This window comes from Psychrobacter sp. KCTC 72983 (assembly GCF_014280455.1).
GTDB classification, from domain to species: Bacteria; Pseudomonadota; Gammaproteobacteria; order Pseudomonadales; family Moraxellaceae; genus Psychrobacter; species Psychrobacter pacificensis.
This window is the reverse complement of sequence record NZ_CP060390.1, coordinates 2,627,250-2,650,100: the sequence shown is the minus strand read 5'-3', so window position 1 is coordinate 2,650,100 and position 22,851 is coordinate 2,627,250. Positions and strand designations below refer to the sequence as shown.

Genomic DNA, 22,851 nt, shown 5'->3' with positions numbered 1-22,851 from the left:
CTTGCATCCGGTATCCTCTATAATATGGTTAATCCTCTATAAAAGAGCTGCAGCGTTAACCGTGCTTGAAGTAACACAGTTACGTCTGTACTCAACTGCCTTGTATCTCTTTTAAATTGAATCAACTATAGCTACCTTATTATTTATTATCCTTTTGCCCCATAGGCTATGTTATGACCCAAGCTGCACGCCTTGATCTCGACGCTCAGACCATGACTATAAATGACTCATCAGCGACTCTGTTAGTCAGTAATTCAGTCGATTTGGCACATAGCAATACGATGGCACTGTCGTGTGTCGCTGACTCTGTAGTGACGTTGACCAATGAGGCACAGCTTGATGACTTTATGGCAACCTATGCAGAGGATGTAGAGCATCAGCTGTCATTATTTGTCTTATCTGGCGGTAGCAATGTTTTATTACCAGCAGCGTTAAATGCAGTGGTATTGCAACCCAAAATGCGCGGTATTCATTTGACTGCACAAACCGACGATTATGTTGATATCGAAGTAATGGCGGGCGAAAACTGGCATGATCTAGTCGTACATACAGTCAATCAAGGCTGGTATGGGTTAGAAAACCTTGCGCTCATACCTGGCCTAACTGGTGCAGCGCCAGTACAAAATATTGGTGCGTACGGTGTGCAATTAGAAGACTGCTTACAATATGTACGCGCCTATCATTTACCGACACAAACTTGGCACCATTTATCAGCGGCCGACTGTCAATTTGACTATCGTGATAGTATCTTTAAACGCACGCCAAATACATGGCTGATCAGCCGCGTGGCTTTTAGACTGCATACAGATCCCACCCATATTTTAGCCAGCTATGGAGATGTACAGACTGTGGCGCAGCGCTATGCGGAACAACAAGAGCGCGAGCAAGCCAATCCTCATGACGTTATGCAAGCCATTATAGATATTAGACAACAAAAGCTACCAGACCCAAAACAGCTACCTAACTGTGGCAGTTTTTTTCAAAATCCTATTATTGGTCAAGATCAATTTACGGCGCTGCAAACAACTTATCCAGCTATCGTTGGTTATCCGATGCCTGACGCGATGGTAAAAGTTGCCGCAGGTTGGCTCATCGAGCAAGCAGGATTAAAAGGGGGCGGCATCGCACCTATCATGACTCATAAACATCAGGCGCTGGTACTGACCAATCATACTCCTTATCAAGCAACTCAAGAAGATGTGGAAACAGCACAGCGCTATATCGCCAACATCGTCTATGAGAAATTTGCAATTCAGCTATCACGTGAGCCAGTTTGGGTGAATGCTGATGGCTCAATTGGATATCCTGAGCATGTGGTCTAAACAATCATGGTCTAAACGCTTATGGCGAAACTATTTGCGTTCAGCCGAACGAATGGTGAAGCTATTCCGTATCATCAATATTACCTTTGTATTAGGCTCGACGTCTGTTATTTTAGTCCTAATCAGTTTGTTCACACCGCTATTTTCACAAGCCGTTGTCTATATATTTGCGCTTCTTCCTTTACCAAAAATGCCTTCTGCTGCTATGAGCTCTCCGCCGACTGCTTACGTGGTATTAGGCGGTGGTCTAACTAATGATAATAACAATCAAATCATCCTCAATCGCTATAGCCTGAATCGTGTCCGTACCGCGGCTGGGGCCTATCACGATCTTCCCTTACCTATTGTACTAAGCGGCGCTGAAGCCCCTTGGCTAGGTCAATGGCTCATTGAGCATGGTATCGATGGGCTGATAAGCGAAAATGCCAGTATGAATACGTGCGAAAACGCCCGTTTTACAGCCAAGCGTATTCCGCTTCATCACGTTTACCTTATTACTGATAGTTATCATATGGCACGTGCGCGCAGACAGTTTGCCTTGAATGGTATTAATAGCACACCGCTTAGCGCACCATTGCCAGTGAGACGCGACTGGATGAAACCTGCGCAAAACCTAAGTCATTCACGGCGGGCTGTTTATGAAATCGCCGCCTATCTACGGGATGTGATACGTCCGCAAATGAACTGTCGTCACGCCGATGATGTGACTTCACAGCAGCTCCTAACACCGCGAGGCAGTGCCAAAAAAGCATCTGATGAATAGGTTTTTATACTAAACGCGCAGCTAATATCGTCATATGATGCTACGCCTCATTCTAATCGCTACAGATCATCCACTGCATTTGCGATGGGTGTATAATAATAAAAGACACTGCTATTGAAGAGAGTTACCATGCTCAGTATATTTTTATTAATCCCATTAAGTCTCATGCTATTTGTGGTTGCCATCTGGGCGGTGCGTTATGCGGTAAAATCAAACCAGTTCGAAGATTTGGACAATGCATCACAGCGTATCATATTGGATGATCGTCAAGAGCGCAGGCAAACCATGCAGGCTCATGAGCGCGCGGTGCAGTCTCAGCCTTCTGCTGATACCGAGCCGTCAGATGATAACGTTGATAAAGATGCGCTCGTTCGTACTGATGTAGAGAAAAACACAAAAATCTAACCTTTATTCTTCTCTCTTTTCATCGTGTAATGATGAGCTTTCGTTAGATAATAATCGTGTCTATAGATACGGCCTTTATGACTTTTAGGAGATGCATCCATGACCATGGCTTTACTTGCTGCGGCATTACTGATGGGGTTTTTTGGCTCGCCGCATTGTTTGGGTATGTGTGGCGGTCTTGTGACGGCATTTGGTCTGTCTATGAAAGATGTCAGTCCTACTAAACGCCGCGCGCTGGTGGCCACCTATCATCTTGGCCGTCTGAGCAGTTATGCACTGTTAGGTCTGCTGGCAGGATTTATCGGTACGACGGTGTTAGAGCCACTCATGAAAGGCAATAGCTTGCCACGTATTTTACTGGGCGCAGTGTTGGTCTTTGTGGGTGTGACCATGCTTGGCGCACCTTTTTTGAATAAGCTCGAGCGTTTTGGTATGCGCTTTTGGCAATACCTCAGCCCGCTACGCCAAAAGGTCTTTCCCCTAAACACCTTTCCACGTGCATTGACAGCTGGTTTGCTTTGGGGCTTTTTGCCTTGCGGTTTGGTATATGGCGCCCTACTCATCGCGGTGGTGGCTCACAACCCATTAAGCGGTGCAGCGTTGATGTTTGTTTTTGGTCTTGGCACGGTGCCGATGTTAGTTGCAACGCACGAGACAGTCGGCTGGTTACGTGACAAGATTGGTCGTTTTCGCTTAAGGCAGTTAAATGGTGCGGTGATGGTACTCTCAGGTTTGGCAGTTGCTGTCGTTCCTATGGTCATGGCAAACATGCATGGCGGGCATGGTGGTGGACACGCACAGATGGATCATAGTAGCCACTCTGCTATGATGTCTGAGACAGATGCTCATAATATAGATCAGATGAATCACGATATGACGCCAGCTATGGATCATGATATGCAAGACATGGATAATCATATGGATCATAGCATGCATGATATGGGTGATGACGCCACCTCCATGCATCATGGTCAATAATTTCTAACACATAACTCGAGTACTGCGCGGACTTTACCAAGCGTACAAAAACCCCTTAATATCAAAAATGATATTAAGGGGTTTATTGGTTAAGTGTTACCTATTTATAGCAATTATTCCTGCCACTGCTCAAGCGTAAACTTGGTTTCTAAATGCTTCTCTAATGCTGGTATATTAAATGCGTCATCTTCACTGACAAAGCTAATGCTAATGCCTGTTTGCCCAGCGCGGCCCGTACGACCAATACGGTGGACATAATCATCTGGTTGATCGGGCAAGGTATAGTTAACGACATGACTGATATCATCAACATGGATACCGCGCCCTGCAACATCTGTCGCCACCAAGATAGACGTGTGACCATCCTTGAAGCGCTGCAAGTATTTCTCACGTTTTTGCTGAATTACATCACCTGAGAGCATGACAATCTTATGCGCTTGACGCAGTTTATGATAGAGACGCTTGACTTGATCTTTGCGATTGGCGAATACAATGACCTTTTCAACGGCCTCCTCACTAATAATACGCTGAAGGGCTTCGAGTTTTTGATCTTCTGTCAGTAAGTAAAAGTGCTGATCAACCAATTCGCTGGTCTTGTGTTCTGGCTCGATTTCCACAAACTGCGGCTCATGCAACCAGCGATACGCCAAATTCATCACATCTTGGTTAAAAGTAGCAGAAAACAGTAAGCTTTGACGGTCTGTATTGGCGGGCATACGCCCCACAAGGCGCTTGATATCAGGGATAAAACCCATGTCCAGCATACGGTCTGCTTCATCAAGCACCAGCACCTCTACTCGATCTAAATACACCATGCCTTTATTGGCAAGATCAATTAGACGGCCAGGCGTCGCCACCAAAATATCAACGTATTGGCGCTCAAGCTCATGCTGCTGGGTTTCGTAATTGGTCCCACCCATAATACAGACACTGTGTAATGAGGTGTATTTGGTCAGTGCAATGCAGTCCTCAAATATCTGTTGAGCCAGCTCGCGAGTTGGCGCCATAATCACGGCACGCGGCTCACCTAGATAACGCGTTTCATCATGCGTAAAAGGACGTTTGAGTAACGCCTCCATAATAGTCAGCAAAAACGTTGCTGTCTTACCCGTTCCCGTTTGCGCCTGTCCGATGGCATCTTGATTTGCTAATGTATGCGGTAGTATTTTTGCCTGAATAGGCGTTAAATCAGTGAAACCCAAATCACTCACTGCCCGCAGGGTCGCGGTTGAAAGTGGCAAATCAGTAAACGTTGTAAAATTACTCAAAAAAATATCCTTTTAAATTAGTTGCTTGTATTTTATCAATCACAAATCAGCTCACAATAAAATTTTATATTGACATAAGCGTGACCAATAGCAGTCGCAACATTATATCTATAGATGGCCGCTAGACATACGGGTACAAAAAAAGCCAAGCCCAATACCTGACCTACCAAATATGCTGCTGTTAACTCAACATGGGTAAGACAATACGGGCTTGACTCAGTAGTATATCAGTAGTTCGTACAGACATTATAACTAAACTGCTTTAATGTCTGGATAGATTACTCTTCTAACTTTCTGACTTCTTCAGCTTGTAGGCCTTTTTCACCTTCCACTACGCTGAACTCAACTTTTTCGCCATCTTTTAAAGAACGATAGCCATCACCCTGAATCGCGCGGAAATGGACAAAAATATCTTCTCCGCTGTCACGTTGAATGAAACCAAAGCCTTTTGAGTCATTAAACCACTTAACGATACCTTGCTCACGAGCTGACATAATATTACTTCCTAAAAAAGTTCGCTTAGCCCCAAATTCCTTTGCAACATTGCATATAAACGGGATCTAAGATGATGAAATCAAAAACTTAAGAGTACTAATCTAGCCACAGTCATCTTTAAAACGCTTATATAAAAGAAAGCCAATCTTGCAAACTATCTCTCATATCAATGACAGTAACAAACTTGCAATATTTATTGCATAAAAAATATCATAGCACGGGTTTTTAGCAACATAAAGACTTTTAACACGCTTTTTAATGCATGGGTAAGTTTTTCCTGTAATTTTTTTATAACCCAGCCTACAAGCTGCTATTATAAAGGGATACGCTGGATCAGCGTGTGCAACCTATTTGTCATGCATACCTTATTCATTATAATAAATCATCCACATATTTAAACAGCGATAGAGATTACTATGACGTCCTCTTCTCCATCTACAGCAGCAGAAAATCCTGCTGACCAACACATCGATCAGACCCTCAATCACAAACTGCTATTGGTGAATGGCGTCAACCTGAACTTATTGGGTAAGCGTGAGCCTGAAATTTATGGCCATATGACGCTGGTAGATATCGAAAAACGCTTGGTCGAACGAGCCGCTCAGCACAGCATTGAATTAACTTGTATACAGTCAAATCATGAAGGCGATCTAGTAGATAAGATCCAATACTATGGCTTATTAGCAGACAAATCTGCCCAAGCTGATGCCATTATTATCAATCCTGCTGCATTTACCCACACATCAGTTGCACTACGTGATGCCCTATTGGCCACGCAAAAACCCTTTATAGAAGTACATTTATCCAACGTTCATGCGCGTGAGCCTTTCAGGCATCATTCCTATTTGAGCGATGTCGCAGTCGGGGTTATCTGTGGTTTGGGTCACATAGGGTATGAGATGGCATTAGAATATTGGCTAAGCAACATGTATAACATCAACACTATCAACCAATAGCATCATAGCTTTTGATGAATAAAAAACCTTGTCAGACGATTAAGGTATCTTTATTTTTCACACATTAGTTAAACAGTAATTGTTGGATGAAAATAATAGAATTATGACTGAGCAAACAATCCACTATATGGTGATATGAATGGCAAAAACGTCCGGAAAGCGCTTTATGAAACTCGCTGGCATGACAGCAAGCATCGCCGGCAAAGCCGCTAAAAACTCGTTTAAGCATCTCTCGAGTGACGAAGAAAAGCGCTTACAAGCTCGCTCAGACTTGATGCAAGACGTGGGTATCCAGATTGCCGAGACGTTGGGTGAGATGAAAGGTGCGGTGATGAAAGTCGGACAAATTGCCTCACAGTACAAAGACGTGTTCCCGCCTGAGGTTGCAACTGCCCTAGAAAAACTCCAAAAAGATGCACCGCCCATGCCTTATGCGCAAATACGTGCACAAGTTGAGCGTGAGCTTAAAGCACCGATGGCAGAGCTGTTCAGTGAGTTTGACGAGACGCCATTTGCCGCAGCATCTATCGGGCAAGTCCATAAAGCTGTGCTACCTTCTGGACAAAGAGTCGTGGTCAAAGTCCAGTATCCTGATGTCGATGAAAACTGTGATAGCGACCTAAAACAGGTGCGCATGGCGCTAAAAATTGCAGGTGTGCTCAATATGAGTAAGCAGTTGCAAGAGCAGTTATTTAATGAGATTCGACAGAGTCTACACGACGAGTTGGACTATACCAAAGAGGCGCACAATCTGCGTGTATTTGGTGCCTTTCATGCTGATGATGAAGGTCTCATTATCCCAAAAGTCATTAGCAGCCACTCTTCTAGACGGATTTTGACACTGACTGAGGAGATGGGAGAGACATTGGCCGTCGCTGCAACATGGGACAATGCCATTAAGCAAAAAATAGCAAAGCGCTTGTTTCATTTTACCGCAGGACAATTATTTAGTCTGTACCGTATGCACTGTGATCCGCATCCAGGCAACTTTGCTTTTCGGCAGGATGGTAGTGTTGTGGCGTATGACTTCGGCGGTATCCGTAGTTACAGTGATAGCGAGGTCCAACTATTCCGTCGTTTTGCCAAGCATGCTATCAAAGGCGATGTGACCGCGCTTGAGCAAGACCTTGTCGCCTTAGATATTCGCCGTGATGATGATAAAAACATCCCTGGCGAGTTTTATGAAAAATGGCTATCTATTGGTCTAAAACCACTATCTATCCGCCCATACCAAGAAGGGCCATTTGATTTTGGTAGCAGTCAAATACACCATGAGGCGATTGCCCAAATGCGTACCTCATTGAAATACTTTGGTCAGTTTCAGCCCTCTGCCACCACCATGATGTTAGACCGTACCGTATCTGGACAGTACTGGAATCTGGTCAATCTTGGCGTTGAGACTGACCTCTCGCCGCTCGTTGATGAGTACATCGAGGTATAATAAGCGATCAATTGGCAATAACAGTCAAACCTGTCATTAAATGTGGAGCGCGTGCCCGCAGCGATCGCAAAAGTCTGCGCCCACTGCATGACCGAATTTACCACAGTTCGGACAAGTGACAGGATTAAGCTGCGGACGCATATTACGAGCCAGCTCAGAGGTAAAAATACCGGTCGGTACGGCAATAATCGAATAACCTGTGATCATAACCATGGTTGCAATTGCTTGGCCTAACGGCGTCTTGGGCGACATATCACCATAGCCAACTGTCGTCATCGTGACGACTGCCCAATAGATAGACAATGGAATACTAGTAAACCCGTTCTCAGGCCCCTCTACTACGTAAATGATTGAACCAAAGATGGTTACCAATAGCACAAGCGACAAGAAGAAAACGGTAATTTTCTGCTGACTGGTTTTGAGTGCAGAAGCCAAAAAACCTGCTTGTTGCATATAGGCTTTAAGTTTTAGGACACGGAATACACGTAAGATACGCAGTACTCGTATCACTAGTAGATACTGCACCCCTACAAATAGTAAGCTCAGATAGCTTGGCAAAACAGACAACAAATCCACTATGCCAAAAAAACTAAACGCATAACGCAAGCGATTGGGTGCTGAAAACAACCTTAGTGCATACTCAATGGTAAATAGAATCGTAAAAAACCACTCTGCATAAAAAAACAGCGTGCCATATTGCAAGCGCATGTACAACACACTATCAAGCATGACGACAGCCACACTGGTCAAAATCGCAATCAATAATACAATATCAAAGAGCTTACCCAAACGGGTATCTGTACCTTCAATAATAATATGCGTACGGTTACGCAAGTGTGTTAGGGCTTCAGCAGTTGGTCGCTTCATAGAATCAGTAACTTTATAAAATCAATGGCTTGATAGCGTTCCATGACTTAAAATGTGATGGATAAGGGCAAGTTGGTCAAAATAGTTAAAACTGGTTTATAATATTGCTCACTTATCACAGTGAATACAATCTATAATTTGCCACAGTGTAGCAAAAAAGCACTCTCGACAACATACAAATCGTTAACGTGCAAGTAGCGCTATTACCTGATATAGACAAAATAATGATAGTATAAAACAAGGTGATCAGACATCGAAGGCTGTAATTCATCGCCTTTTTGCACATAAAAAATAATACGTAAACCTTAAGGATGTTATATGGCAGGCCATTCAAAATGGGCAAATATTAAACACCGTAAAGCCCGTCAGGATGCAGTAAAAGGTAAAATATTTACCAAAATTATCCGCGAAATCGTCTCAGCTGCCAAACAAGGCGACCCCGACCCTGACAAAAACCCGCGCTTACGTGCTGTTATCGAAAAAGCGCTATCAGTCAACATGACTCGCGACACGATCAACCGTGCTGTCGACCGTGGTACAGGCGGCGGTGATAATGAAAACATGGAAGAAGTCAGTTACGAAGGCTACGGTGTCGGCGGTGTAGCGGTACTGGTCGAAACCATGACTGATAACCTCAATCGTACGGTCAGTGAAGTCCGTCACGCCTTTACCAAATGTGATGGCAATCTTGGTACTTCAGGCTCAGTGGCTTATCTGTTTACCAAACGCGGCGAAATCACTTTTAATGATGTAAGCCTAGAAGATGAAGTCATGATGGTGGCACTAGATGCGGGCGCCGTTGATATCGAAAACGATGGTGAAAGCTTGCTTGTCATCACTGAGTGGGAAACTTTCGGTCAAGTTCAAGACGCGCTTAACGCTGCTGGTCTTGTCTCTGACAATGCTGAAGTCACCATGTCACCCTCTACCACGGCTGAAATCGACAATGTGGAAGATGCTGAAAAAATCCTAAAGATGATCGATATGTTAGAAGATGCGGATGATGTGCAAGAAGTTTATACTAACGTGAACTTCTCTGCTGACGTCATGGCGCAGCTTGAGGGATAGCCAGCTTAATAACTAAATACTGGCAAGAACACCCCCAGAAAAAGCACCAATCAATTGTCGGTTTGGTGCTTTTTTCTGCTCACTCATTCAATAGTTGAAGCGTTATATTTATCTTTACGTTCTACACCTAACCCCTTCAAGCGCCAGCAGATATTCCTTCTTATCTAATCCGCCTGTATAACCGCCAAGCTTACCGTCGCTCGCAATCACTCGGTGACAAGGCACAATGATACTAAAAGGATTTTTGCCATTAGCCTGTGCAACCGCGCGGAACCCCTTCGGGCTATTAACACGCTGCGCGAGGGTGGCATAGCTGATAGTCTCGCCATATTCAATCTCTTGCAGCGCGCGCCATACCTTTTGTTGAAACTCAGTGCCCATAGAAAAATCTAAGGGCAAGTCCAATGTCTGGCGCGTGCCAGCAGCATAATCTTTGAGTTGGAAAATCGTTTCTATCAGTAAAGCTTGAGTAGGCTCTTTCATGCTTAGGCTATTGCTGTCTATAAAGGTAAAGTCTTCATCTGTCAGGCCATAATATTTTTTAAGCTTGGGGACAGATTTTGAGCTGTGCCAAGTATTACCGGGCAGCAGCCAGTTGGCTTCAACGAGCACAGACTGGTCATGCTCATCGAGACGGGCAATGAGCGTTAATCGATACGATCCAAAAGCTGCTGTGGTAACTATCATAGCGTCTACTTCCATATTATCTTAAAAATGATTTACCAAATAAAACTAGCTATTTTTATTCTTTGTCATCTGTCTCAAACAAAGCGGCGACAAACTGTTTCGGACTAAAGGCGCGCAAGTCATCAATCGACTCACCCACACCAATATAGCGGATAGGCACGTCTGTCGTTTCGGCAATGTTAAACACCACGCCACCTTTTGCCGTACCATCTAGCTTCGTAATGGTGATACCTGTCAATGGTACAATCTTGTTAAATAGCTCAACTTGGTTAATGGCATTTTGACCCGTGCCAGCATCGAGTACGATCATACCTTCATGCGGAGCGCTTGGATCAGCTTTACGCATCACGCGCACCACTTTCTCTAACTCTGCCATCAAATGCGTCTTGTTTTGTAGACGGCCAGCGGTATCTGCTATGAGTACGTCGATATTTTTTGCTTTGGCAGATTGCATCGCATCAAAAATGACAGAAGCACTATCAGAGCCATGACCTTGTGCTACCACTGGGATATGATTACGCTCGCCCCAAATCTGTAGCTGCTCGGTGGCAGCCGCGCGAAAAGTATCCCCTGCCGCTAGCATGACTGATTTACCCTCACCTTGTAAGCGCTTGGCAAGCTTACCGATGGTTGTGGTTTTGCCCACACCATTGACACCCACGACCAAGATAACAAATGGTTTTTTGCTGGTATCAATCACCAGCGGCTCAACTTTTGGCGTTAAGATATCGACCAGCTCACTTTGCAAGGCTTTATATAATGAATGGGCATAAATCAAGTCACCACGAGCAGTCTGCTCGGTCAGGTTCTTGATGATACGGTTGGTCGCATTAACACCGATATCAGCAACCAGTAACTGATCTTCGACCTCTTCTAACAGCTCGTCATCGATTTCTTTACCACCGATAAGTATGCTGACCATCCCTTCGGCCAAATTTTTACGTGACTTACTCAGCCCCGTCTTCATACGATTAAACCAGCTGCTTTTTTTCTTATTGTCTTGTGGCTCTGCAGCAGGCTCTTGCGGAGTGGCTGCTTGGGTATTGCTGCTAGCGGCTGGACTCACGCTTGGCGTATCCCCAAGTTGTTCTTGTAGTGGCATGGCAGGAATGGTTGTCGCAGTGCTAGGTTTGCTCGTAGTGCCTGTCTCTTTAGCACTTGAAAAGCTCTCAGAGGCACCTTTAGGGACGTTATGCTCTTCTGTCATAACAATTGGCGTGGCCAAAGCAATATTTTCTACTGCCTGATTGTTTGAGACATCTGGATTTGCCGTATTATCCCTTTGTGGCGCAGCACTCTCTGTTTCATCAATAATGGGTACAGATTGCGCCGGTAAACTGGGTAAGGTAATATCATCGTCATCTAAGTCATCGAGACCATCATCAAGATTGATGACCACACGGTTGCTATTGTTTGGGTTATTCATAAGTTTGCCCTAAAAGTTATCGCTATTAATTATTTGTTTATTGTAAATGGATTTTTAGATTGTCATAAGCTTGCCAGCTATATGACCATGGACTTTAGCCTATTTTAGCATAATTCAAGTCGCGCTTAGCCCTTACCATAGTAGACTGTCGTCAAAAATTATCTGCTCAAAAAATCACATAATGATTTGAGAGAGTTTTGCTTAAGGTTTGGACACAAAATTCTGACTTGTTCCTTGCAAGACTTCGCCTACTCTACCAAGACTCATTCAAAAATCCTTATTAGGAAACGCTTATGTCATCACTCTCTAAACACTATAAAAGCATTGCCAATATCAGTGTGGCGATTTTGCTAACGACAACTGTATTATCTGTGGCAGGTTGCAATACGACGCAAGATATTAGACCGACCGCTAGTGTCATGGTTGGCACACAGACATCACTGTGATGCATTGTATTGCTATGATTACGTCCATCACTTCAGTCATTATTTTATATAAGTAGACCATACCATGCCATTGTCTTCAACGCTCACTACTACGCCATTACGTATCGCCTGTGCTCTAACGGTGGCAACATTATTTTCTGCCTGTCAAACCACCGCATTACCTTCTAGCACAACTACCACCACAAAAAATACGGTCACGACAGATGGGTCATCTCAAAGCGCATTTAGTAAAAATAAAACAACTGATGAGGCAAAGCCCTCTGCATTGACAATGGATATGTCAGGTCGACATGAATACCAGTTAGAAAATGGCCTAAAAGTCATCGTAAAAGAAGACCACCGTGCACCCGTCGCCATGACCCAGATTTGGTATCGGGTGGGCTCGGCAGATGAGCCGCTGGATAAAGGCGGCATCTCTCACTTACTTGAGCATATGATGTTTAAAGGCACTCCTGATGTTTCAAGTGATGATTACGAGCGGTTGATTGCCAAGTTTGGTGGGGTTAACAATGCCTTTACCAGCTATGATTATACGGGCTATTACGAGCTATTTCCTGCCAATCGTATGCCATTGGCGTTAGAGCTTGAAGCAGATCGAATGAAAAACCTCACCTTCAATGACAAAGAGTTTGCCAAAGAGCACCAAGTCGTCATGGAAGAGCGACGTCAGCGTACTGATGACAATCCCCTTGCCAAAGCTTACGAATTATTTCGTTTGCTAGCATTGCCTAACAGCCCAAAGGGTGAATCTGTCATTGGGCCCATGAGTGAGCTAGAATCCATCAAGCTCTCGGATCTAAAAGACTGGTACAAGACATGGTATGCACCCAATAATGCTACTTTAGTCATCGTCGGCGATGTGCAACCACAAGAAGTACTCACTCAAGTCAAACGCTATTTTGGTGAGCTGGCGCCAAGCAACGTACCTAAGCGTAACGCTGTCACTCAAAAAGGCTTTCGTGGTTATCAAAAAGTAGACTCTGAGCAAGCGGTGCAAGTGCCCGTTTTGCTAATGGGTTACAACGTGCCTAGCCTAGTGACAGCAGGCGCAAACAATGAAAAACAGGCTTACGCCCTCTCGCTTGCTCAAGATGTACTCGATGGTGGTCTATCTGCACGCTTGGAGAGTCGATTGATACGTGAGCAAGGTCTACTGACCACGGTTGGTACTTCTTACGATTTGTTAGATCGCGGCGATGGGCTATTTATGATTCAAGCGACACCACGTGAAGGTGTCAGTTTAGAACAAGCGCAACAAGCCATAATATCAGAGATAGAAAAGCTCAAAACCGATCCCATTGCCGCCGATGAAATCAGTCGCGCCAAGACCAATGCCGTCACTGGCCTAGTATATGCACAAGATAGCATGGAAGGACAAGCACGTATGATCGGCTCATTACAGTCTATCGGGCTAGATGACAGATTACTTGCTAAGTTACCAACCAAACTAGATGGTATCAGTGTCGCTGACATTCAGGCTGCCAGTAAGAAGTATTTGGTTAAGGACAACTTAACGGTGATGCATATTGTGCCCCCAAAAGAGAACACTACCAAAGCACAATAAATACTGCCTGTTATCAGAACGTTTCATAAAAGCGACGATATAACCGTATTCTTAATAAGAAGAACATCATGATTCAGAATAAATATGACTCTCAAGCAACACACAAATCTTTGAGTAATGCCTTGCCCTCTACATCATCTAATCTCTCATTAAAAAAGCTATCATACCTTAGTACCAGCATAGTTTTTGCGTTGAGTATATTGGCTAATACTGCCCAAGCCGACACTACAGGCGCTGAAGATTACCGAGCCCCTACTGCTGTTGATGCAAGTGCGCCGATTGCAGCTTTATCTAAACTTACCAGTATCGATGATGCCAAATCTTTAAAAGTCACAGTGCCAACGATTCAAGAGTTTAAGACCAAAGGTGGCGTTCCTGTCATGTTCGTTCAGACCACAGCCTTACCGATCGTCGATGTGGACTTACGTTTCAACGCTGGTAGTGCCCGTGATGGCAGCATCAGTAAAGACGGTTTTGGCATCGCCAACATGACCGCAACGATGCTTGAGCAGGGCTCCAAAAGCTTAGATGAAGATGCATTCACGCGTGCTGTTGAAACACTAGGCATCAATCTGGGCAGTAGTGCCTATAAGGATATGTTCATTGTTTCGCTACGCAGCTTATCAGACGATAAACACCTTTTACCAGCTGTTGATTTGATGACGCAAATGGTGAGTGAGCCTACGTTTAATGACGAGGTATTAGCACGTAATAAGTCACGATTACTCGTTGGCTTACAGCAGCAAAAACAAGACCCTGGCAGTCTTGCCAGTATTGCCTTTGATAAGGCTTTATACGGCAGTCATCCTTACGCTCATCCCTCAGTCGGTACGCTAGAGAGCGTGCCAACTATCCAGAAGCAACAGCTGATAGACTTTAAAAATCGGTATTTAGTGGCGGCAAATGCCTCTATCGCTATGACAGGCAATCTGACCTTGGTACAGGCGAAAAAACTGGCTGAAGATATCACGACTAAACTATCTGCTGGTCAAGCTGCCGCTGATTTACCTGAGCCTAAACCTCTCACTAAATCACAGCACATTCATATCCCCTTCCCAAGTACCCAAACTACCGTATTGATGGGGCAATTAGGCAGTAAACGTGCAACCAATCCAACAGCCCAGCAGCAGCAAACCAATTTTGCGGTTGGTAACGAGGTAATGGCAGGTGGTGACTTTAATGCCCGTTTGATGACTGAGATTAGACAAAATCTCGGGTACACCTACGGTATTTCAGGATCAATGAATCCGATGCTAGCACGCGGGCCTTATCAGATTGGCTTTTCGACACGTAATGACAAAGCACGTGCGGCAATCGATGCAAGCTTAGCGGTTATCGATGACACGTTAGAAAAAGGAGTCACTCAGGACGAGATACGCCTGACCAAAGACAATCTCAAAAATAGCTTCCCGATGGGTTTTGCAAGTAACGCAGGGATCAATGGGTTGTTAGGAATGATGAATTTCTATCAATTGCCAAACACTTACTTGGCCGATTATGTCAACCGTATTGATCAAGTCACGCTGTCAGGGGTCAACAAAACGCTGCGCGATACCTTAAATCCGGATAACTTTTTAATCGTGACAGTTGGGCAAGACGATCCTTGGAAGGGGATAGAAGCTACGACAAAAACGACCAAATAACAAGAGGAAAATATGCTAGGTTAAATTCACTCAGTTAGATAACAAATAGCGTGAGTGATGAGCGATTCAGTATGCCCGACTCATCACTCATGTGCTTATTATCTTGTGACTGACTTGTGCTATCAAAAAAGACTACGAATACTCTTTATCAGAGTTATCAGAAATGGTCATTACGATGTCGTAATTGAGGTTTTGAGGCTTATAGGTGGCACCATTATAGCTCAGTCGAATGATATGCTTGTCGTAAGACATGACCTTATAACCACCATTAGCAAAGTTATGTAGCGCGGGGACTATAAGTAAGGCTTCGATTTGGCGATTGTTGGTGGCGACTGAAATATGCTGACCCTCTCGAGGATATAGGAAATAGTCACAATAATCGTTTACCATTACTTCTGCAACGCGCTCAATAACCTGACTACCCTGTTCTTCTATCAACTTTGGGCATACATCAGCGCGCTCTGAGGCCAAACGAGCATAAGAGTTTCTAATACTGTCTTCAATGTTTTCAGAATTTTGTGCGATGCTATCACGTGTTAGCGCAGTTTTATCTGTCACCAGCGAGCTGTTTTCAGGATAGGGTTCTGGACTGCAGGCACTCACCAATAATATGGAAAATGTTGCCATTCCTATTAATGTGGTGTAAATATATTTTGAGCGAAAAAAACGTTGTTTCCTTTCATTCGATTTACTGCATCTTGCAACTGCTGAATGCTGCTTTGTCATAAATCCCGCTTATAATAACCATAATCTTCTTCTTTGAAGAGTGATAAGGATATAAAGATAGTAAATGAAAATATTCATATTAGAACATAAATATTAAACTCCAAACAATTTTTTAGTGAACTTGCGCGTCTAGCCAGCTCATTCTATTAATCATTTAGCTGTAAAATTTATAAGCGATATTATACTGTTTCTCGTTTTTTTATTGTCACTAATTTGAGTGTGCGCTTGCTTATGACGCGTTAACCCTTAGCTATCTAATAGCGACAATAAGAGCTACTACTAGCATGGTTAAAACCCCATTTACGATAACCATCGGTATCGAGATGAATCGCACCTGTGGCATATAAACCCAAGCCAAAGTTGTAAGACTGTCCTTGATATTGCCAAAACTGGCACAGGCCATCCTGCATCGTACTGAGGCGCCATAGGTTGTCTTCGTACTCTGGCACCCAAATATCCATGGCACTTGCATTCATATGCTTGCTACTGCCAGCACCGCCAGCACAGTCGTTCAGCCCAGGGCTACGATACACCGAGCGTATCTCAGTACTTAGAGGCAAAATGCCTTGATTTTTTAGCTCACTATAGAGGTGTAGTGTTGGCACGATATTGGCCCACAACTCTCGCGGTGGCAGCTGATAAGGCTCATAACCGCATTTGTCCCAGCTGCGCGCGGTGGTAAGTAGCTGAGACAGTGGTGGTACATTTTGTGCACCCACACGTGCACTCAAATAGCGCTGATATTCGGCTACTTGCCTAGCACGGTAACTATTGCTGTTGAGCCATGCATTAAAGTCCATGCTCGTAAGATCGTTATTAGCACTATTATAGGTGTTATTCGTTGTGCTGTAGCTGTTATTACGGTAAGTTGTATTATAAGTCGGTCTTCGTTGATTCACATTGACGCGTTTGTTTTCCTCAATAGACAGACTGGCATCAATTTCAAAATCACGCTGCTTTTGTGCAATCAAGCTTTGCATACTATCGCCATTTGATGCATTTGCGCCACTTAACATAGTGACACCAGGGCGCTGACTAGAGACATTGTTAGAAGGCGATATATAAGCATTGCTAGTGTCGCCACTGCCTTGACGCACTTCGATACGGCGTTCACTACTATCAGTTATAATAGCGGCATGAACACTGATGCTACTCATACAAACAACCAGTGCAAGAATAGGCTTTTGGATTTGTCCATAGTTATGGTTTTTTGATTTTATCATTGCAGGAATCTACCGCTAAAAACGTTTTATCGATACTATCAAATTTTCAGCAAGCAGGCTAAACTATCGCCTCTAATCTGAGGCAGGATATTCGTAATTAACACTTATCCTTATCACTTTTATAATTACGTGACTTTATTGCCTAGATGATAAGTATCTGCTTGTTTTTTTGTCCGTGGGCTTCTATTAGAATAGAGACCATCAAATACTCATCACATATTTTATATAAGACAGCTTAGATAACCTCTCCCTTTTACTCCAACTGCTAGCCAAACTTTGCCTATGTCTTCTAACCCGCAATACCGTTTTTCACGTCAGAGCCATCACTTAGGCCAAGGTCATGCACCGACGATCTGGCAACGTATTCACATCGATCCGTGGTTGACCTTGCTTTTGTTAACGGTTTGCTGCATTGGCCTGACGATTTTATATAGTGCTGCCAGTCAAGACATCGGCATGGTCATACGTCAGATGGTAAGTTACGGTGTGGCATTCACCGTAATGTTTGCGATGGCACAAATACCGCCAAGCCTTTACCGTACCTTTACGCCTGTGTTTTATGTATTAGGTCTTATATTATTGGTATTGGTTGATATCATTGGTGAAGTGCGTATGGGTGCTCAGCGCTGGATCAACTTACCTGGGTTTGGTAGTGTGCAGCCGTCTGAGTTTATGAAGCTTGGTATGCCGATGATGTGTGCTTGGTTTTTGTCCAAGCGTGATCTTCCGCCATCACCGTCCAGTATTGCCATCACTCTGGCATTGATTATCGTTCCTGTATTGCTGATTGCAAAAGAGCCTGATCTTGGCACTTCGCTTTTAGTCGCTGCTAGTGGCATTTTTGTGCTGTTCTTGGCGGGCCTATCTTGGCGTCTGATTTCTGCTGCTGTGGTTTTAGCGATACCTTTTATTGCATTTGCTTGGAACTTTTTGTTGCATGATTATCAGCGTACGCGCGTCCTAACCTTACTCAATCCTGAAGCCGATGTACAAGGTGCTGGATGGAATATTATTCAGTCAAAGACAGCCATTGGGTCAGGTGGTCTCACTGGCAAAGGGTATTTAGAAGGCACACAGTCGCATCTGCATTTTTTACCAGAAGGTCATACTGACTTTATTATTGCAGCTTTCTCTGAAGAATTTGGTTTACTAGGTGTCATGCTGCTGATGTTTATTTACTTTTGCCTTTTGTCGCGTGCCTTGTATATCGCTTTCACCCATCCTGACATTTATAGCAGGCTGCTTGCGGGCGCTATTGCCATGTCTTTCTTCGTTTATATATTCGTCAATGTCGGTATGGTTGGCGGTATTTTACCTGTTGTTGGCGTACCCCTTCCTTTCATCAGCTATGGTGGTACCGCTATCGTGACTTTGATGGCAGGTTTTGGCTTATTGATGTCGATTCACACTCACAAATCTGGTTAAAAACACTGATAAACAATACCTTATATATAAAACATCAGTAAATTATCATTGAAATATGACAAACACACATCATTTATATCTCTCAAAAACACTGAGCATAAAATAAAGCACTCTCGCATGACTAATGACAACAAAGTTTAGATTAAATCAAAGTATCAGCGATTTTGCTACTATTAATATTTTGTTACTTTTAATAGATACTACATAACCCCCAGTCATGACCAGACTATCAAAATGCTGTCATGAGACATAAAGTATTGTTATTTAATTACTTGTATCATACTGTCATTAACAGTGATTTTTTTAACCAAAATGAATTGTAAATCAGGGCTGAAATATTTTATTTCTTGTTTTTTACAAAAAATTGCGTTAACCTCGTTTTACTGTACTTTGATACATAACCCGTACATAGCCACTAACAAAATTTGCATTTAATTATACTTTGGTTGTAGATTGGTCGTATAGTTAGCATCTTGTAGATTTCAGACTTTCAAATACACTACTTAATTAACGGTTTAATAACAAAGCATCACGCAAAAACTTTTAAACCCTTCATTACTTTAGCAATACCAGAAAGTTTGTATATCGGAAGTTTTATAGATACGACATATAGCGACATTGGTACTTACTCTCTAAGTTAAAAATAAGTACTCAATGAATATCGCTGACTATCATTTAAGCATGTCCTAAGTAACTACGGTCATTACTACCGCTACTTATGATCATAAAATGAAAAATTACCATATATTAAAACCTATAGAAGTTTTCTATTAAATATTGGCCATAATACAAACCAAAGATTAATAGAAATAGCGTGAGTCACTGTTATATCACTCTAACGCTGTCATACTCAATCTAAAAATTTAGAGTTAGGTTTTGGTGTATAAGTTATAGAGGTATTTATGAATAAGCGTTTATCTGGTTTACTTACAATGTCGGCAGTTTTATTCGCTGGCTCTGCAGTTGCTACAAATGTAAATGCTGTAGAAGCAAAAACCTCCCTTGCGATGATTTCACAAGATAACGCCTCCCATATCGATCGTGTACTTGGTGAGCTTAGCCGTCAGCATGATGGTGCATCAAGTTTGGTCAAATCAGCACGTCAGCCTACTTCATTAGCACTTAGTAGTTCACTATTAGCGAGTGATACCACTCAAGTCACCAATGATGAAGATGTGTTAGAGCGTCTAACCGCAGTAGCCTCTAATTCTGTTAGTAAATTTAAGCAAACTGGTCTTGCCTCTTGGTATGGTCGTAAGTTTCATGGTCGTAAAACAGCCAGCGGTGAAACCTTTGACATGAATGGTTTGACGGCAGCACATCGCTCATTACCACTCAACTGCTATGTCAAAGTGACCAACAAGACGAATGGCAAGAGCGTTGTAGTAAAAGTCAATGATCGTGGCCCATTCCATGGCAACCGTGTTATGGACTTATCTTACGGCGCTGCTAAGCGTTTAGGTATCACAAACAAAGGTGTTGGTAACGTTTCTATTGAGCGTGTTTCAGGGCCTTAAGTTTAGACAATTCATATAAGACAAACACTAAAAGCGCCTAACTTATCATGAGTTAGGCGCTTTTTTGATAACATCCTTTATACTTCCTGAGACTATCTATAGCTCAAACGCACTTTCGATGGCATCGTCGAGACGTTCAACAGCAATCACATTGATTCCTTTAAATTGAGGCGCGTCTTTAGCAGGTGCATTGGCCTTTGGAATAATCGCATGTTTGAACCCATGCTTCATCGCTTCTTTTAAACGCTCCTGACCGTTGGGTACTGGACGGATTTCACCAGATAAACCGACCTCACCAAACACTGCTAATGACGATGGTAATGGCTTTTCTTTGATGCTTGAGGCACATGCCAACAACACTGCCAAATCAGATCCAGTCTCTATGACTTTGACGCCACCAACAACGTTGACATAGACGTCTTGTCCACTGGTATGAATGCCACCGTGACGATGCATCACTGCTAGTAGCATGGACAAACGCTGGAAGTCCAAACCCAACGCCATGCGTCTAGGCTGTCCTTGGGAGTCATCCACCAACGCTTGCACCTCAACCAGTAATGGCCTAGTCCCTTCACGGCTAACCATAACAACAGATCCAGCAACGGGCTTATCATAACGGCTCAAAAATATCGCTGATGGGTTGGCAACTTCTTTGAGCCCCATGTCAGTCATGCCAAAAATACCCAGCTCATTAACCGCACCAAAACGGTTTTTGACTGCACGAATCATCCGAAAACGTGAGTCAGACTGACCTTCAAAATACAATACCGTATCGACCATATGCTCAAGTACACGTGGGCCTGCTAAAGTGCCTTCTTTCGTCACATGGCCCACTAAAAATAGCGCTGTACCTGTTTGCTTTGCATAGCGCGTTAAGATCGCGGCAGACTCTCTGATTTGACTGACGCCGCCTGGTGCAGAATTGATGGCGTCAGTATAAATAGTCTGGATAGAGTCAATAATAGCAATGGCTGGCTGCTCTTGGGTCAAGGCCGCACAAATGGTTTCCACATTGGTCTCTGCGAGTACGCGAAGTCTATCAGCAGGTAAATCTAAGCGTTTGGCACGCATAGCTACTTGTGCAAGTGACTCTTCGCCAGTCACATAAAGCGCGCTACCTGCCAAAGAGTCAGCACGTGCCATATTAGTCGCTGTCTGCAACAATATGGTTGACTTACCAATACCCGGGTCACCACCGATTAGTACGACGGAACCAGCTACCAATCCGCCACCCAGCACACGATCAAACTCACTAATGCCTGTTGGCAAGCGTGTGTCTAGCGTCACACTGACTGCGTTAAGTGGCATAACGGCGCTGTGAGTGCCAGAGTAGTTACCAACTGGTGCAGCAGTACTACGAGAAGTGGATCGGCCGGCATTAGGCTTGGCGGTACTTTTATTGTGATGCGGCATACTGACATTTGGCGCTTCTACCAAGCTATTCCATTCGCCGCAATCTGTACACTGCCCTGCCCATTTGCCAAAATGCGCGCCGCAATTCTGACAGACATAACTGCTTTTATTTTTTGCCATAAATGATGAGCCTTATCCAGATGATTAGTCGAGAATAATGAATAAAATATCGTACGCTCTTTGATGAGTGGGAATGTAAGAGTGTTTGTCGCGATCAGCCAGTTGTGAGTATCGAAAGCTGTATTTGATAGAAGGAAGAGCGTTAAGCGTAGGTTATTCTAAATATAATGAAGATGTTGACTGCTGGCTTTATAAGTTAGTTGCAATGCTAAAATCAGCAGTTCGTGTAGATAAGAATATGAGTAAAAAATGATTTAGCACAGCGGGCTATACTTGAAAGTCTTTACCTAAGTAAACAGATTTGACCAGATCATTTTCTAAGACTTCCGATGAAGTACCTTCGGCAATGATAGCCCCTTCTGAAACAATATAAGCCTTTTCACAGATGGCTAACGTATCACGAACATTGTGATCAGTGATTAAGACACCAATACCACGATTTTTCAGTGTCAAAACAACATCCTTGATATCGCCAACAGAAATGGGGTCTACACCAGCAAATGGCTCATCCAATAAGATAAATTTAGGATCCGCTGCTAGCGCACGAGCAATTTCACAGCGACGACGCTCGCCGCCTGACACACTCATTCCAAGTGAGGTACGTACATGTTCTAAATGAAATTCGCCAATCAGCTTTTCAAGCTCTTGCTGCTGCTCAGCTTTACTTAATTCTGTACGAGTCTGCAAAATCGCCAATATATTGTCTTCGATAGATAATTTACGGAAAATCGACGCTTCTTGCGGCAAATAACCAATACCAGCACGAGCACGCTCGTGCATAGCGTATTTAGACAGATCCATTTTTCCTAGAGTGACACGGCCCTTATCCATATTGACCAGTCCCACCACCATGTAAAAACTGGTCGTTTTACCAGCACCATTCGGGCCTAGCAGTCCAACAACTTGGCCTTGCTCAACAGAAAACGAGACATCTTTGACTACCCAGCGCTTGCCGTAACGTTTACCCAAATTTTGCATAGTCAAGCGAGCGACAGGCGCCGTATTGCTATTTGATACTGAAGAATCTATATTTTTATTGTCACTCATAGCTTACTCTTGCTTTCACGATATTCGTATACTACCAAAAACCTATTCATG

General features: G+C 43.6%; 21 protein-coding genes. 12 read left to right on the top strand and 9 right to left on the bottom strand.

Features of this window, described 5'->3' with window-relative positions; translation table 11 throughout:
• The first annotated feature begins 212 nt into the window (after positions 1–212).
• From murB to PSBA01_RS11340, 4 genes are all read left to right on the top strand, one after another.
• Positions 213–1,322, top strand: a complete 1,110-nt coding sequence (gene murB, locus PSBA01_RS11355) for a UDP-N-acetylmuramate dehydrogenase (protein ID WP_071003614.1) — start codon at positions 213–215, stop codon at positions 1,320–1,322.
• Positions 1,312–2,085 (top strand): YdcF family protein, encoded by a 774-nt coding sequence (locus PSBA01_RS11350; RefSeq protein WP_071001661.1) that lies wholly within the window; start codon positions 1,312–1,314, stop codon positions 2,083–2,085. The genes murB and PSBA01_RS11350 overlap by 11 nt, the downstream gene beginning before the upstream one ends.
• A 129-nt stretch (positions 2,086–2,214) precedes the next feature.
• The gene (gene ccoS / locus PSBA01_RS13330) at positions 2,215–2,490 is read left to right on the top strand and encodes a cbb3-type cytochrome oxidase assembly protein CcoS (protein ID WP_058024050.1); all 276 of its coding nucleotides are present in this window, start codon (positions 2,215–2,217) and stop codon (positions 2,488–2,490) included.
• Positions 2,491–2,589: 99 nt separating this feature from the next.
• Positions 2,590–3,468, top strand: coding sequence for a sulfite exporter TauE/SafE family protein (locus PSBA01_RS11340; protein WP_093070024.1), 879 nt, complete (start codon positions 2,590–2,592; stop codon positions 3,466–3,468).
• Between the two features lie 113 nt (positions 3,469–3,581).
• On the opposite strand, the gene PSBA01_RS11335 is transcribed toward PSBA01_RS11340, so the two are convergent.
• Entirely contained in the window at positions 3,582–4,736 is a 1,155-nt protein-coding gene (locus PSBA01_RS11335; RefSeq protein WP_186474404.1) for a DEAD/DEAH box helicase, read from the bottom strand.
• A 278-nt stretch (positions 4,737–5,014) separates the two neighbouring features.
• Entirely contained in the window at positions 5,015–5,230 is a 216-nt protein-coding gene (locus tag PSBA01_RS11330; RefSeq protein WP_058024053.1) for a cold-shock protein, read from the bottom strand.
• A 417-nt stretch (positions 5,231–5,647) separates the two neighbouring features.
• Between PSBA01_RS11330 and aroQ the strand changes: the two genes are divergently transcribed.
• Both aroQ and PSBA01_RS11320 read left to right on the top strand, forming a co-directional pair.
• Positions 5,648–6,187, top strand: a complete 540-nt coding sequence (gene aroQ, locus PSBA01_RS11325) for a type II 3-dehydroquinate dehydratase (RefSeq protein ID WP_186474403.1) — start codon at positions 5,648–5,650, stop codon at positions 6,185–6,187.
• A gap of 139 nt (positions 6,188–6,326) precedes the next feature.
• Positions 6,327–7,628 (top strand): ABC1 kinase family protein, encoded by a 1,302-nt coding sequence (locus tag PSBA01_RS11320; protein ID WP_186474402.1) that lies wholly within the window; start codon positions 6,327–6,329, stop codon positions 7,626–7,628.
• A 36-nt stretch (positions 7,629–7,664) separates the two neighbouring features.
• Here PSBA01_RS11320 and PSBA01_RS11315 read toward each other — a convergent pair whose 3' ends face one another.
• A complete protein-coding gene (locus PSBA01_RS11315; RefSeq protein ID WP_093070013.1) occupies positions 7,665–8,495 on the bottom strand; it encodes an ion transporter in 831 nt (276 codons plus the stop codon).
• 318 nt (positions 8,496–8,813) lie between these two features.
• On the opposite strand from PSBA01_RS11315, the gene PSBA01_RS11310 reads away from it, so the two are divergent.
• A complete protein-coding gene (locus PSBA01_RS11310) occupies positions 8,814–9,563 on the top strand; it encodes a YebC/PmpR family DNA-binding transcriptional regulator (protein ID WP_058024057.1) in 750 nt (249 codons plus the stop codon).
• Positions 9,564–9,677: 114 nt separating this feature from the next.
• On the opposite strand, the gene PSBA01_RS11305 is transcribed toward PSBA01_RS11310, so the two are convergent.
• Both PSBA01_RS11305 and ftsY read right to left on the bottom strand, forming a co-directional pair.
• Positions 9,678–10,250, bottom strand: a complete 573-nt coding sequence (locus PSBA01_RS11305) for a methylated-DNA--[protein]-cysteine S-methyltransferase (protein WP_186474401.1) — start codon at positions 10,248–10,250, stop codon at positions 9,678–9,680.
• Positions 10,251–10,305: 55 nt separating this feature from the next.
• Positions 10,306–11,217: a signal recognition particle-docking protein FtsY gene (ftsY, locus tag PSBA01_RS11300; protein ID WP_228724683.1), complete on the bottom strand. Its 912-nt coding sequence runs from the start codon at positions 11,215–11,217 to the stop codon at positions 10,306–10,308.
• Between the two features lie 752 nt (positions 11,218–11,969).
• On the opposite strand from ftsY, the gene PSBA01_RS11295 reads away from it, so the two are divergent.
• The 3 genes from PSBA01_RS11295 (at position 11,970) to PSBA01_RS11285 (ending at position 15,329) form a co-directional block, all read left to right on the top strand.
• Positions 11,970–12,122 (top strand): hypothetical protein, encoded by a 153-nt coding sequence (locus PSBA01_RS11295; protein WP_186474399.1) that lies wholly within the window; start codon positions 11,970–11,972, stop codon positions 12,120–12,122.
• Positions 12,123–12,186: 64 nt separating this feature from the next.
• Entirely contained in the window at positions 12,187–13,686 is a 1,500-nt protein-coding gene (locus PSBA01_RS11290) for a M16 family metallopeptidase (RefSeq protein ID WP_186474397.1), read from the top strand.
• A 200-nt stretch (positions 13,687–13,886) separates the two neighbouring features.
• On the top strand, positions 13,887–15,329 hold the full coding sequence (locus tag PSBA01_RS11285; RefSeq protein ID WP_228724576.1) for a M16 family metallopeptidase: 1,443 nt from the start codon (positions 13,887–13,889) through the stop codon (positions 15,327–15,329).
• A 132-nt stretch (positions 15,330–15,461) separates the two neighbouring features.
• Here the strand turns inward: PSBA01_RS11285 and PSBA01_RS11280 are convergent, their stop codons facing one another.
• Together PSBA01_RS11280 and PSBA01_RS11275 are read right to left on the bottom strand one after the other, a co-directional pair.
• Positions 15,462–16,055: a hypothetical protein gene (locus tag PSBA01_RS11280; protein WP_186474394.1), complete on the bottom strand. Its 594-nt coding sequence runs from the start codon at positions 16,053–16,055 to the stop codon at positions 15,462–15,464.
• Between the two features lie 254 nt (positions 16,056–16,309).
• Positions 16,310–17,278, bottom strand: coding sequence for a D-Ala-D-Ala carboxypeptidase family metallohydrolase (locus PSBA01_RS11275; protein ID WP_186474393.1), 969 nt, complete (start codon positions 17,276–17,278; stop codon positions 16,310–16,312).
• A 282-nt stretch (positions 17,279–17,560) separates the two neighbouring features.
• On the opposite strand from PSBA01_RS11275, the gene rodA reads away from it, so the two are divergent.
• Both rodA and PSBA01_RS11265 read left to right on the top strand, forming a co-directional pair.
• The gene (rodA, locus tag PSBA01_RS11270) at positions 17,561–18,703 is read left to right on the top strand and encodes a rod shape-determining protein RodA (RefSeq protein WP_071001679.1); all 1,143 of its coding nucleotides are present in this window, start codon (positions 17,561–17,563) and stop codon (positions 18,701–18,703) included.
• A 902-nt stretch (positions 18,704–19,605) separates the two neighbouring features.
• Entirely contained in the window at positions 19,606–20,220 is a 615-nt protein-coding gene (locus tag PSBA01_RS11265; protein ID WP_058024065.1) for a septal ring lytic transglycosylase RlpA family protein, read from the top strand.
• A 96-nt stretch (positions 20,221–20,316) separates the two neighbouring features.
• Here the strand turns inward: PSBA01_RS11265 and radA are convergent, their stop codons facing one another.
• Both radA and lptB read right to left on the bottom strand, forming a co-directional pair.
• Complete coding sequence (gene radA, locus PSBA01_RS11260) at positions 20,317–21,753, bottom strand: DNA repair protein RadA (protein WP_093069985.1); 1,437 nt, start codon at positions 21,751–21,753, stop codon at positions 20,317–20,319.
• A gap of 267 nt (positions 21,754–22,020) precedes the next feature.
• Positions 22,021–22,800 carry an LPS export ABC transporter ATP-binding protein gene (gene lptB / locus PSBA01_RS11255; protein WP_071001684.1) on the bottom strand — a complete coding sequence of 260 codons (780 nt, stop codon included), beginning with the start codon at positions 22,798–22,800 and terminating at the stop codon, positions 22,021–22,023.
• Between the last annotated feature and the right edge of the window lie 51 nt (positions 22,801–22,851).